Raw genomic sequence first — 12,202 nt, forward strand, 5'->3', positions numbered from 1 at the left:
GGCGGACGCCCGCGGGACGGCGGGGTGCACCGGGGGGTGCACCCCGCCGTCACAGGTTCGTCCGGGGCGGGACGTCCCCGGCGGACGTGCCCGGCCGGGCACGTCCGCCGGACGCGGTCAGCCGGACGGGTTCAGCCGGTGCGCCCGTCCGCGGCCGGTTGCGGGGCCGTCGCCGGCGAAGGACCGCCGCCCAGGGCCGCGCGGTACCAGGACGCGTGCTCCGCGAACCGCGCGGCGAAGCCCGGGCCGGGATCGCACCCGGCCAGCGCCCAGAGCCGGGAGCTGTCGTACCAGTGGTCGACTGCCAGCAGTGAGAGCCGGCGCTCCCGGACCGGGGTCGCACCGCCGAGCAGTTCCAGCGCCCGCGCCGTGCTGATGTCGCCCTCGGGCAGCGGGAGTCCCAGCGCGTCGGCCACCGCGGTGACCAGCTCCCGCGCGGTGACCGGCACCGGGTGGCTCGCGTGCAGCACCCGCCCGGCGGCGCTCCCCGCGGAACCTGCCGCCGGCTCCGCCCCCGGGCCGGGCGCGTGCTCCGGCCCCGGGCGGACGGCGAGCGCGGCGAGGGCCCGGGCCAGGTCGTCGACCGCGACCAGCGAGAGCCTGGCCCGGCCGCCCTCCACCCAGTGCGGCAGCCCGCGGATCAGCTGCGCCAGCGCGGGCACGAACCAGGTGTCCCCGGCGCCGTAGACCAGGTGCGGGCGCAGCACCGTACCGCCGGCCGCGAGCACGAGCCGCTCGCCCTCCAGCCTGGTCCGGCTGGTGACCGAGACCGGCCCGGTCTCCAACTCGCCCTCGGCGGCCCCCCGGTGGGCGCCGTCGCGGTAGACGGCCGCGGTGCCGAGCTGGACGATCCGGCGCACTCCGGCGCGGGCCGCCTCGGCGAGCAGGTTGCGGGTGCCCTCCACGTTGACCGCCCGGGCCTCCTCCTCGTCCTCGCCGACCCGCACGGCGAGGTGCAGCACGGTGTCCACGCCCTCGCAGAGACCGCGCAGCGAGGCCGGATCGGTGAGGTCGCCGTCGGCGTGCTCCGGCCGCGGCAGGGCGTCGGCGACCGTCCCGTCCGGCACCGGCCGCCGATGGGTCAGCACCCGCAGGACGGACGGCCGCGAGGCCTCCGCGTCCGCCCGGTGCAGGGCGCGGCGGAGCTCACGGACCGTCCAGCCGCCGGTGAAGCCGGATCCTCCGGTCAGCAGGACGGTCCGGGTGGTGCTTGCCATCGGGGTGCGCCTCTCACTCTGCACGGGCCGGCGGGCGGCGGGCGGCGGGCGGACCCTGGTGGCCCGGCCGAGCCCGACGGTGGGCCGGTGGCCCGGCCGGGTCGGTCAGGCCGCGGCCAGCGCGGCCGGACGGCCCGCGTGCATGACGCTGAGGTTGGCGGCGAGCCGGTTCGGGTCCTGGGTGAGCCAGAGCCGCAGGGTGGCCCCGAGCATGGCGCTGGCGGAGCCGATCCGCACCCCGGTGACCTGGGCGACCCGGGCCGCTCCGGGGACCAGCAGGTCCGCCAGCGGGGTGGGCAGCCAGACCGTCAGGGCGCAGGGCGCCGGGGCGGCCAGGGCGGCGAGCAGCCGGTAGGCGTCCGCCGGGCTCTGCAGGGTGGGGATGACGTCCAGCAGGCCGTCCGCCACCACCTCGGACAGATCGCTGTGGTGCCCTTGTGCGAGCCTGCGGAGCAGCGTTCGCTCGGCGGCGGTGATTCGGACGGTCACCATGACCTCGTCGCACTCCATTGCGCGGTCCTCCTCGACGCTCCCGTGCCAGGCCCAGATGCCTGGCACATACCCTGCCACAAACTGTCATATATCCGGACACCGCCCCCGGCGGCGTCCGGACAGTCCTGCCGCGGCCCGGCGGCCGCCACGGTCGCCGGCACCGGCCCTGCTCCGTAGGCCCGTTCGGCCGTGGTGGCGCCGTCGGCGGGGCCCCGCCGACGGGGTCCCCGTCGGGGCAGGAGGCGGCCGCGCAGCGGCGGCACGGCAGGGCGGGCGCCCTGCCGCGAGCCCGGTGCCGCAGGTCGGCGCCGGGCACCGGATCCCGGCGGCGGCCGGCAGGAGCACCGGCAGCACGAATCCGCCGCGGGAGCGACCCTGCCGGCAGTCACCCCGTCACCCCGTCACCTCGTCGGCGCGGTCGCGACCGGGACGGCGCGCCTGGCCCTCGGCCATCGTTCCCCTCCCCTGGGAATGCGATGCGGTGGAGCGTGCCGCCCGGACGACCGCCGGCGTCCTCCCCCGGCCTCCGGCCGGGCCCCCTGCGGACCGCCGGGCGTGCGGCTGCGGTCAGACGCCCGCGTACGAGTGCTTGCCCGTGACGAAGATGTTGACGCCGTAGTAGTTGAAGAGCCAGCAGGCGAAGGCCGCCAGCGCCAGGTAGGCCGCCTTGCGTCCCTTCCAGCCGGCGGTGGCGCGGGCGTGCAGGTAGCAGGCGTAGGCGACCCAGGTGATGAAGGACCAGGTCTCCTTCGGGTCCCACTCCCAGTACTTGCCCCAGGCGGCCTCGGCCCAGATCGCGCCCGCGATGATGGTGAAGGTCCAGAGCGGGAAGACCAGCGCGTTGATCCGGTACGAGAGCTTGTCCAGGGTGGACGCGGCGGGCAGCCGCTGCCAGACCGAGGCCGAGGTCCGCAGCGGGCCGGTGGTGAGCCCGGCCGCGATCCGCTTGTCGTACGAGTCCTTGCCGAGGTACAGCGCGGTGGTGATGAAGGCCGCGTAGAACGCGCCGCCGCAGATGATCGCGGTGGAGACGTGGATGGCCAGCCAGTACGAGTGCAGGGCCGGCACGAGCTGCTCGGAGTCGGTGTAGAGCACCGTGGTGGCCACGCCCAGGGTCAGCAGGCCGGCCACCATGACCGGCAGGCCGAGCCAGCGGGCCTGCTTCTTCGCGGCCAGCAGGGCCAGGAAGGCCAGCACCATGGTGAGCGCGAAGGCGCAGGAGAACTCGTACATGTTGCCCCACGGCCAGCGGGTCACCGACAGGCCTCGGGCGATCACCCCGCCGGCGTGCAGCAGCGCGCCGAGAACGGTGAGCGAGACGGCGATCCGCCCGGCCAGGTCGGCCTTCTCGCTGCCGCCGGCCGCGCCCGGACCGTCGGCCTCCTCGCCGTCGCCGCGGCCGCTGGTGACGACCGTCGCGCCCTCGCCCGCGAGGGCGGTGCGGGTCAGCGTGGTGGTGCCGCCGCCGGCCGCGGCCACCGTGACGGTGACCTTCTTGGCCGCCTTCGCCGGCGGGGCGGCGGCCGCGGCCACCGTCTCGGCGAGGCTGGACTGCTCGGCGGAGCGGACGGCGACCGCGCCCTTGCTGCCGAAGGTCCACTCGAACATGTAGGCGAACATGCCGAAGAGGTACACGGCCATGGCCGAGTAGATGAGCTTGTTGGAGAGGTCGGCCAGGCTGGGGTCGACCGCCGAGGCGAGATGCACCGTCTACTCCTTGGAGTGCGGGTCGGCAGGGACTGCGGGGTCTGGGGTTGCGTCGGGTGCGGGCCCGGCCTCGGCCGTGGCCTCGTCCGGCTGGTCGGCGTCCGGCTGGTCGGCGTCCGGCTCGTCGAGGGCCGGGGCGTCGTCCTGGAGGTCGACCGCGAGTTCGGCCAGCTCCTCGGCGATCTTCGCGGACTCGCTGCGGGCCAGCCCGGCGAGCTCGACCAGGGTGGTGCCGTCCGGCATGGCTGCCGCCCGTACCCAGATCCGGCGGCGCTGCACGAACAGCGAGCCGATCAGGCCGAGGATCGCGCACACCGCGCCGGTGAGGGCGACCGCGTTGCCGGGGCGGTGGGACACGTTGAAGCTGGCCCACTGCTTGTACCCGTCGAACGTGACGGTCCCGTAGTCGTCCGGCAGGGTCCAGCCCTGGCCCGGCTTCAGCTTCACCTTGGCGATCTGGCCGTCCTGGCTGAGCTGCGTCATGCCCCGGCTGTCCAGCTGGTAGACGTTCTCCGGCAGGCCGGAGTCGCCGGCCGGGCCGACGTACGCGTTGAGCACCAGCAGCGGGTCGGCGTCACCGGGGAAGAGCGAGCGCGGGCCGGTGCTCATGTCGAAGTTGGCCGGCGCGGTCGGCAGGAAGAATCCCTGGAAGGCCATCTTGACCTTCTTGTCGTCCTTCTCGCTGAAGCCGTAGTCGGACACCTTGATCACACCGGTGGAGGTCAGGTTGCTGTCCTGCGGCAGGAAGGCGGTCGGGCCCGAGTAGACCACCTCGCCCTTGGCGTTCTTCACCGTGACGACCGGCGCGTAGCCGTGGCCGATCAGGAAGACCTTGCTGTCGCCGATCTCCAGCGGGTGGTTGACCTCGATGTCGCCCTTGGTCAGCTTCGAGTCGTCACTGCCCTTCCAGTACCGGATGTGCGCCGTGAACTCGCGGGCACTGCCGACCTGGTCACCGCTGGTCTGAAAGCGGGAGGTGAAGTTGTCGAGCTTGAACCCGAACGAGTCCAGGTCCTCCGAGCCGTAGAAGGCCGTGCCCTTGAAGTCGTCCAGCTGGGTCATGGTGTTGGAGTAGCCCTGGCCCTCGATCACCAGCTTGCCGCCCTGGCCGCTGGCCAGGCTCGCCCAGGCGAAGCCGGCCAGCAGCGCGAACAGCGACAGGTGGAAGAGCAGGTTGCCGACCTCGCGCAGGTAGCCCTTCTCGGAGGCCACCGAGCCGTCGGCCAGGTTCGCCCGGAACCGCCGCCCGCGCAGCAGCCGGTGCGCGGCCGCGTTCACCGTGACGGCGTCCGCGTCGGTGCGCCAGGCCGCGTACACCGGCATCCGGGTCAGGTTGCGCGGCGCGGCCGGCGGCTGCGCGCGCAGCACCCCGACGAACTGCCAGGTGCGCGGGATGATGCAGCCGGCCAGCGAGACGAACAGCAGGATGTAGATCGCCGAGAACCAGACCGAGCTGTACACGTCGAACAGCTGGAGCTTCTGGTAGACCGGCGCGACCGTGGGGTGCGCGGCCTTCCAGGCCTGCACCTTGAAGGCGTTCTGGCCGTTCTGCGGGATCAGCGAGCCGGGGACGGCCGCCAGCGACAGCAGGAAGAGCAGGATAAGCGCGACCCGCATCGAGGTCAGCTGGCGCCACGTCCAGCGCAGCCAGCCGAACGCCCCTATGCCGGCCGGCCCGTCCGACTCGGCCGGGGCGCTGGTGAGGCGTTCGGCCGTCCGCTCGTCCTCGTCGGGCCGGCTGACCCCGGTGTCGGTGTCGGTGTTGCTCACGCTCAGATTCCGATCGAGAAGTCGGCGGTCAGGACCTGCATCTGCTGCACCAGCGAGTCCCAGACCCCGGTGACCAGCAGCAGCCCCACGGCGACCAGCATGCCGCCGCCGATCCGCATCACCAGCGGGTAGTGCCGCTTGACCCAGCCGAAGGCGCCCAGCGCCCGGCGGAAGGCCAGCGCGGCCAGGATGAACGGTACGCCCAGCCCAAGGCAGTAGACGGTCATCAGCAGCGCGGCGCGGCCGGCGTCCGCCTCGCTGGTGGAGAGCGACAGGATGGTGCCCAGGGTCGGTCCGATGCACGGCGTCCAGCCGACCCCGAAGACCACGCCGAGCAGCGGCGCCCCGGCCAGCCCGATCGCCGGGCGGCGGTGCGAGCGCATCTCGCGCATGCTCAGACCGGGCACCAGGCCCATGAAGGCCAGGCCCATCACGACGGTCAGCGAGCCGAGCACCACGCCGATCGCCCGGCGGTGCTCCTGCAGGGTCTGCCCGAAGTAGCCGAACAGCGCGCCGGTGGAGACGAACACCGCCGTGAAGCCGAGGATGAACAGCACCGAGCCGAGCAGCATCCGGCCGCGCCGGGCGCCGCGCGCGTCGGCGAGGTCGGCGGCCGAGAAGCCGGTGACGTACGAGAGGTAGCCCGGCACCAGCGGCAGCACGCACGGCGAGAAGAAGGAGACCAGGCCGGCCGCCAGCGCCACCGGCACGGCCAGCAGGACGGCGCCGCTCTCGACGGTGCCGGCGGCGCCGCCGAGCGCGATCAGGGTGGTGCTCAACTCTTCTGCTCCGCCAGGACGGGCTTCAGCATCGCCTCGATGTCCTCGGCCTCCAGCGCCCGCATCGCCCGGGCCGCCAGCTTGCCGTCGCGGTCGATCACCAGGGTGGTCGGGATCGACTGCGGGTTGAGGCTGCCCTTGGGGAACTTGAGGATCTGGGTGCCGTCCGGGTCGTACAGGCTGGGGAAGGTGACGCCCTTCTCCTGCTCGAAGCGGACGGCGTTCGCCGGGTCGATGTCCCGGGTGTTGATGCCGAGGAACTGGACGCCCTGGTCCTTGTAGGCGTCCCAGACCGACTGGAGGTTGGGGGCCTCGGCGCGGCACGGGTTGCACCAGGAGCCCCAGATGTTCAGCACCACGACCTTGCCCCGGTAGTCCGAGAGCGCGACCTTGGTGCCCTCCAGGGTGGTGCCGGAGATGTCGGGCGCGTCCTTGCGGTGGCCGGCGGCGGCGGTGTCCGGCGCGCCGCCCTTGCCGACGATGAAGCCGGTCTGCGCGTCACCACTGCCTGATGACCCGGACGACGAGCAACCGGTGAGGACCAGCGCGGCAGCGGCGGCTACGGCTGCGGCGAGACGAAGGCGGGGACGCGTCGTGCCAGACATGTGAAAAGTTTCGCATGGGACTCCGGGCGGGTTTCGGGGGGTCCGGCCTAGCGTGTCGAACCGCCTCTGACCTGCGACTGCGCCAAGGCGCGCCTGGACGCTCCGGCCCCGAATCGCTTATCCGCCGGCGGCCGTCGTCACGGCGCCCGGGAACACCGGGGCCCGGCCGGACCCGGGTGGCCGCGGGCACCGGGGGCGCGGGCCCCGGCGGCGGCCGCGGGCCCGGGTGAGTCCGGTCACTCCCCCGGGCCCGACCGCGTCAGGCGCCGAAGCTCTTGCCGACCGGCTTGCCCTTGCCGCCCTTGCCCACCAGGTGGGCCGGCAGCAGGTCGCGGGCCGGCTCGCGGTAGCCGACCGACACGATCCGGTCGCCCTCGTACGTGAAGCTGGTCAGCGAGGCCAGCGAGCACTGGCGGCGGCGCGGGTCGTGCCACAGCCGGCGCTTCTCCACGAACGAGCGGACCGTCCAGATCGGCAGCTGGTGGCTGACGCAGACCGCCTCGTGCCCGCGGGCCGCGTCCCGGGCGGCGGCCAGCGCGCCCATCATCCGCACCGCCTGCTCGATGTACGGCTCGCCCCAGGACGGCTGGAACGGGTTGGTCAGGTACTTCCAGTACGAGGGGTTGCGCAGCGAGCCGTCGCCCACCCCGAAGGTCTTGCCCTGGAAGATGTTGTCGGCCTCGATCAGCCGCTCGTCGACCGCGACGTCCAGGCCGTGCGACTTGCCGATCGGCTCGGCGGTCTCCTGGGCGCGCTCCAGCGGGGACGCCACCACGTGGGTGATGTCCCGCCCGGCCAGGTCCTCGGCGACCCGGTCGGCCATCTGCCGGCCGAGCTCGGACAGGTGGTAGTCCGGCAGGCGGCCGTACAGGATGCCCTCCGGGTTGTGCACCTCACCGTGCCGCATGAGGTGCACGACGGTGATCTCTTTGGCGCTCACTTCAAGTTCTCCTGGCGGGCTGCTGGGTGGTTGGGGTCCGGGTGGTCGGGTCCCGGGGCGACCGGGTCCCCGGTGGTCGGGGCGCGGCGCCGGGTCCGCGGGTGGACCCGGCGCCGTCGGGGGCCGTGCGGCCCGCGGGTCAGGCGGCCGGGCGGGCCTCGGCGGCCGCGCGGGCGGCGGCCGGCAGGGCGGCGGCGATCCGCTCGACCGCCCGCTCGTCGTGGGACGCCGAGACGAACCAGGACTCGAAGGCCGACGGCGGCAGGTAGACGCCCTGCGCGAGCATCGAGTGGAAGAAGCCGTTGAAGCGGTACGCCTCCTGCGTCTTCGCCTCGTCGTAGTCGGTCACCGGCCGGTCGGTGAAGAACACCGAGAACATGTTCCCGGCCTTCTGCAGGCGGTGGGCCACGCCCTCCTTCGCCAGCGCCTCCGAGACCAGGCCGGACACCTCGGCCGCCACCCGGTCCACGGTCGCGTACACCTCGTCGGTGCAGCCGCGCAGCTGGGCCAGGCCGGCCGCGGTGGCGACCGGGTTCCCCGACAGGGTGCCCGCCTGGTAGACCGGCCCGGCGGGGGCCAGGTGGCCCATCACGTCGGCCCGGCCGCCGAAGGCCGCCGCCGGGAAGCCGCCGCCCATCACCTTGCCGAAGGTCAGCAGGTCCGGCGCCCAGCCCTCGTTCGCGGCCTCCAGGCCGTACCAGCCGGCCTTGGAGACGCGGAAGCCGGTCATCACCTCGTCCGAGATGAACAGCGCGCCGTTCTCCCGGCACAGCCGGGCCAGGCCGCCGTTGAAACCGGGCAGGGGCGGCACGACGCCCATGTTGCCGGGCGACGCCTCGGTGATCACGCAGGCGATCTCGCCCGGGTTCGCGGCGAAGGCCGCCTCGACCGCGGCGAGGTCGTTGTAGGGCAGCACGATGGTGTCGCCGGCCTGGGCCCCGGTGACGCCCGGGGTGTCCGGCAGGCCGAAGGTCGCCACGCCGGAACCGGCGGCGGCCAGCAGCGCGTCCACGTGACCGTGGTAACAGCCGGCGAACTTCACCACCTTGGCGCGGCCCGTGAAACCGCGGGCCAGCCGGATCGCCGACATGGTCGCCTCGGTGCCCGAGGAGACCAGGCGGACCTGCTCGACCGGCGCGACCCGGGCGACGATCTCCTCGGCCAGCTCGACCTCGCCCTGCCCCGGCGTGCCGAAGGAGGTGCCCAGCGCGACCGCCCGCTGCACGGCGTCGATCACGGCCGGGTGCGCGTGGCCCAGGATCATCGGCCCCCACGAGCACACCAGGTCGACGTACTCACGGCCGTCGGCGTCGGTGAGGTAGGGGCCGTTTCCGGACACCATGAAGCGCGGCGTGCCCCCGACCGCGCGGAAGGCGCGCACCGGGGAGTTGACGCCACCGGGGGTGACGACCGAGGCGCGGTCGAACAGCGACTGGGACTGAGGTGCTTCGTAGGGGTAGCTCACCCGCACATGGTCTCAAATCGTGTCCTTCACCTCTGCATGTCGGACCCGATCATCTGGAACGATGATCCGTGTGCCGTTGTCTGTACGGTTGTCCGTACAGCAGGGGCGCTGACGGCTGCCTTGACCGAACCGGTCAGACTGTGCGCACATGCATTGCACAGGGCTTACGTCACCGCCGCCGCGGGCAGTGGTGACGTACGACGGTGTGAACGGGTTGGGCGGCATGACGGCGGCCGTGTACGACGGCGCATGACGGGTAAGGGGCACGTCCGGGAGGGACACCGGACGTGCGGGGGTCTGTCGATTCCGGCGAATTCCGGTGAGGATGGTCCGAGTGTCCGAGGCGCAGGACGGCCACGACGAGATCGCGGGCGGCTCCCGACGGTCCGCGCGGGCCGCGAGCGGCGGTACGGGAGCGGGTACGGGTGCAGGTCGCAGTGGAAGACGGGGTGAGGGACGCGTGGGGGTGACCTACAAGTACTTCGGCGCACCCGATCGCGCCACCGCCGCCAGAGTCCCCACCGCGCTCGGCCCCGGCGGCCTCGGCCTCGACGCCGGCGAGCTGGGCGCCCTCGGCCGCCTCGGCGACCTGATGGAGACCAGCGGCTCCCCCAACGGGCACCTCTCCACCAAGATCAAGCCCGAGACCATGAGCGCGATGGTCCTCACCGGCATCCAGGGCGTCCCGCTGCACCAGGTGCCGCCGCTGGAGCTCGTCGTCCTGCACCCGGACTACGCGGTCGTCCAGCTGCCCCAGATCGTCGTCGAGCCGCTCCGCAAGGCCGACGAGACCGAGCTGGGCGCGGCCGCCTTCATCTGGTCCACCGTCCCGGACCGCCGGGGCCCGCGCGACGCCTTCGTGATCTACAGCATGCTGCACGAGTGGCAGGACTTCGCGAACCGGCTGCACGACGCGGGGCACCAGCTGTACTGCCTGGTGTGGCCCTGAGCCGCACCCCGTAGGCACCCGCCCGGACCGGGCGGGTGCCCGCACCGGGCGCCCGTCGGGGCCGGTCGGGCGGGATCCGGGCCTCCACCTCCGCGCCGGTGACACGGCGTCAATCACCTTTCACCGGTGCTCCGCAGGGCCGCCCGCGGCGGCGACCGGAGCGGGCGGCCGGTCACGGCACGCCCAGCTCGAACAGGGCGTAGCCCGCGTACCAGCCCGAGGCCAGGGCAGGGAGCGCGAGGAGGCCGGCCAGGGTGACCCAGCTGTACCGGCGCAGGGCGGTGCCCAGGCCGATGAAGAGCGGGAAGGCGGGCAGCAGGTACCGGGAGATGTTGTCGAATATCTGGTTGCTGGCCAGCGCCGCGACGATGGTCAGCCCGGTGTAGACGATCAGGACCAGCGGGGGGCGGGTCCGCAGCAGCAGGACGACCAGGCCGGGGAGGGCGATCAGCAGCGCGATCGCTATCAGGTCGGGGACGGGGTTGACCTGCCAGGCCTGCCAGCGGCCGACCAGGACGTCCAGCAGGCTGTGGGCGGTGGCCGAGCCGAAGTCGAAGTACCGGTTCCAGGCTCCGCGTTGGAGGTGGAAGTAGCCGGCCGGGTCGCCGACCTTCCAGCCGACCCAGCCGATGTAGCCGAGCAGGCCCCAGGGGGCGATCAGCACGGCCGCCAGGGGGCGCACGAAGCCGTCCGTGCGCCGTACAAGTGCGACGAGCGCCGTGAGAGAAACGGCGGCGATCAGCGCCGCGGCCGTCGGCCGGCCCAGACCCGCCGTGAAGGCCAGCAGGCCGGCGGTGAGCCAGCGCCGGGTGATCACACCATGGCAGGACCAGGCGGCGAGCGCCACGAAGAGCGAGTCCGAGTAGACCGCCCACTCCACGCCCGAGCCGGGGAACAGGCCCCAGACGGCGGCCGCCACCACGCCCGCCCGCACCCCGCCGGTCCGGGCCGCGACGGCGAAGATCCCGGCGGCCGCGACGAACGACGCCACCACCGCGACCAGCATCCCGGCGCCGTAGGTGCCGAGGCCGGTGCAGGCGCAGACGATCCGGATCAGCCACGGGTAGAGCGGGAAGAACACCGCCGAGTTCTCGTACAGGGTGGCGTGCGGGTAGCCGTGCAGCGGGATCAGCTGCGGGTGGTAGCCGCTGAGGGCGATCCGCTGGTACCAGACGCCGTCCCAGCTGCCCAGGACGTCCCAGGGCCGGGCGCCGCCCCCGCGCCCGGTGGCCTTGCCGCTGTAGTCGTCCGCGTAGGCCAGCAGGCCGAGGAAGACGGCGAACCCGGCGGTCTTCACGGCCGCGTAGGCAGCGAGCGCGACGCCGTAGCGGCCGGCCCGGGCGCGCACCGCCGCCCCGCGCGGGGCGGCCGGCGGCCCCGCGGGCAGGCCGGCGGGACGGCGCGGGCCCGCGGAGGCGGAGGCCGGCGCCGCGGGCCGCAGCGGTGCGCCGGGCCGGACGGGCGCCTCGGGCGACGCGCTGGTTGGTGTTGAACTCATGAACCCTGACTCCGCCCCCGCCGAGGACCGCCGCTGTGGACGCAAGCTGCCGGGCGAGCCTACGGCACGGCCCGCGGGGGCCCGCCCGGGCACCCCGAGCAGGCCCCGGGCCGCCGCCGGCCGCCCGCCGGGGCGCGGAAATCCGATGGCGGGGCGGCCCGGTGGTGGCCGAGGATCCGGGCATGTCCCTCCCCGTCCGCCGGATCCGGGCCGTCTTCACCGCCTCGACCGTCACCGTGTACCAGGCCTTCCCGGCCGCCGTCGCCGGGCCGGCCGCCCGGACCGGACGCTTTCCCGAGGCCTTCGACCGGGGCCGGATGACGTGGATCAAGCCGTCCTTCCTCTGGATGATGTACCGCAGCGACTGGGGCCGGGCGCCGGGCCAGGAGCGGGTGCTGGCCCTGGAGATCACCCGGGACGGCTTCGAATGGGCGCTCGCTCGCGCGGTGGAGAGTTCGTACCGGCCCGGCTGCATCCCTCCAGGGATGCCTGGCGACGTGAGCTGCGACGCGGTGAGGTCCGGGTGCAGTGGGACCCGGAGCGGGACGCCGCCCTGCGCCCGCTGCCGTGGCGGGCCCTGCAGGTCGGGCTGCGCGGGGAGGCGGTCCGCCGGTACGCGGACGAGTGGCTGGTCTCGGTGTCGGACGTGACGGCGCTCGCGGGCGAGGTGCGCCGCGGCGGCGGCCGGGGCGCGCCCGCCGAACGGCCGTACCCGCTGCCGGAGCCCGTCGCCGCCGTGATCGGGGCGACGGGCTGACGGCGGACGGTTCGGCACCCCGG

At 74.0% G+C, this 12,202-nt stretch carries 10 protein-coding genes and 1 pseudogene; 2 read left to right on the top strand and 9 right to left on the bottom strand.

All coding sequences use genetic code 11. The annotated features are described in order from the left end of the window. Window positions 1-131: 131 nt before the first annotated feature. The 8 genes from J2S46_RS17755 to hemL form a co-directional block, all read right to left on the bottom strand. Entirely contained in the window at window positions 132-1,217 is a 1,086-nt protein-coding gene (locus J2S46_RS17755) for an NAD-dependent epimerase/dehydratase family protein (protein ID WP_191288751.1), read from the bottom strand. A gap of 105 nt (window positions 1,218-1,322) precedes the next feature. Continuing rightward, window positions 1,323-1,727, bottom strand: a complete 405-nt coding sequence (locus tag J2S46_RS17760) for a hypothetical protein (protein WP_191288752.1) — start codon at window positions 1,725-1,727, stop codon at window positions 1,323-1,325. Window positions 1,728-2,276: 549 nt separating this feature from the next. Further along, window positions 2,277-3,416 carry a c-type cytochrome biogenesis protein CcsB gene (gene ccsB / locus J2S46_RS17765; RefSeq protein ID WP_191288753.1) on the bottom strand — a complete coding sequence of 380 codons (1,140 nt, stop codon included), beginning with the start codon at window positions 3,414-3,416 and terminating at the stop codon, window positions 2,277-2,279. Between the two features lie 3 nt (window positions 3,417-3,419). Continuing rightward, window positions 3,420-5,186 carry a cytochrome c biogenesis protein ResB gene (resB, locus tag J2S46_RS17770; RefSeq protein ID WP_191288754.1) on the bottom strand — a complete coding sequence of 589 codons (1,767 nt, stop codon included), beginning with the start codon at window positions 5,184-5,186 and terminating at the stop codon, window positions 3,420-3,422. Between the two features lie 2 nt (window positions 5,187-5,188). Beyond that, window positions 5,189-5,965: a cytochrome c biogenesis CcdA family protein gene (locus J2S46_RS17775; RefSeq protein ID WP_229912314.1), complete on the bottom strand. Its 777-nt coding sequence runs from the start codon at window positions 5,963-5,965 to the stop codon at window positions 5,189-5,191. After that, window positions 5,962-6,570, bottom strand: a complete 609-nt coding sequence (locus J2S46_RS17780; protein WP_191288755.1) for a TlpA family protein disulfide reductase — start codon at window positions 6,568-6,570, stop codon at window positions 5,962-5,964. The genes J2S46_RS17775 and J2S46_RS17780 overlap by 4 nt, the downstream gene beginning before the upstream one ends. Window positions 6,571-6,829: 259 nt before the next feature. Continuing rightward, window positions 6,830-7,477 carry a histidine phosphatase family protein gene (locus J2S46_RS17785; protein ID WP_073924755.1) on the bottom strand — a complete coding sequence of 216 codons (648 nt, stop codon included), beginning with the start codon at window positions 7,475-7,477 and terminating at the stop codon, window positions 6,830-6,832. A 172-nt stretch (window positions 7,478-7,649) separates the two neighbouring features. After that, entirely contained in the window at window positions 7,650-8,975 is a 1,326-nt protein-coding gene (gene hemL / locus J2S46_RS17790) for a glutamate-1-semialdehyde 2,1-aminomutase (RefSeq protein WP_191288756.1), read from the bottom strand. Window positions 8,976-9,300: 325 nt separating this feature from the next. On the opposite strand from hemL, the gene J2S46_RS17795 reads away from it, so the two are divergent. Continuing rightward, window positions 9,301-9,924 (top strand): hypothetical protein, encoded by a 624-nt coding sequence (locus J2S46_RS17795; RefSeq protein ID WP_370882197.1) that lies wholly within the window; start codon window positions 9,301-9,303, stop codon window positions 9,922-9,924. A gap of 172 nt (window positions 9,925-10,096) precedes the next feature. On the opposite strand, the gene J2S46_RS17800 is transcribed toward J2S46_RS17795, so the two are convergent. Then, window positions 10,097-11,422 (bottom strand): hypothetical protein, encoded by a 1,326-nt coding sequence (locus J2S46_RS17800; RefSeq protein WP_229912316.1) that lies wholly within the window; start codon window positions 11,420-11,422, stop codon window positions 10,097-10,099. 182 nt (window positions 11,423-11,604) lie between these two features. Between J2S46_RS17800 and J2S46_RS17805 the strand changes: the two are divergent. Beyond that, window positions 11,605-12,179, top strand: a pseudogene (locus J2S46_RS17805) (DUF4291 domain-containing protein). Window positions 12,180-12,202 lie beyond the last annotated feature (23 nt).

Origin of the sequence: Kitasatospora herbaricolor (genome assembly GCF_030813695.1) — a bacterium.
Taxonomy (GTDB): domain Bacteria; phylum Actinomycetota; class Actinomycetes; order Streptomycetales; family Streptomycetaceae; genus Kitasatospora; species Kitasatospora herbaricolor.

Excerpts from the sequence above, each read along its gene's own strand:
- J2S46_RS17755 (WP_191288751.1), bottom strand. The coding sequence starts at position 1,217 with ATGGCAAGCACCACCCGGACCGTCCTGCTGACCGGAGGATCCGGCTTC.
- J2S46_RS17760 (WP_191288752.1), bottom strand. The coding sequence starts at position 1,727 with ATGGAGTGCGACGAGGTCATGGTGACCGTCCGAATCACCGCCGCCGAG.
- J2S46_RS17780 (WP_191288755.1), bottom strand. The coding sequence starts at position 6,570 with ATGTCTGGCACGACGCGTCCCCGCCTTCGTCTCGCCGCAGCCGTAGCC.
- J2S46_RS17785 (WP_073924755.1), bottom strand. The coding sequence starts at position 7,477 with ATGCGGCACGGTGAGGTGCACAACCCGGAGGGCATCCTGTACGGCCGC.
- J2S46_RS17795 (WP_370882197.1), top strand. The coding sequence starts at position 9,301 with ATGGTCCGAGTGTCCGAGGCGCAGGACGGCCACGACGAGATCGCGGGC.
- J2S46_RS17800 (WP_229912316.1), bottom strand. The coding sequence starts at position 11,422 with ATGAGTTCAACACCAACCAGCGCGTCGCCCGAGGCGCCCGTCCGGCCC.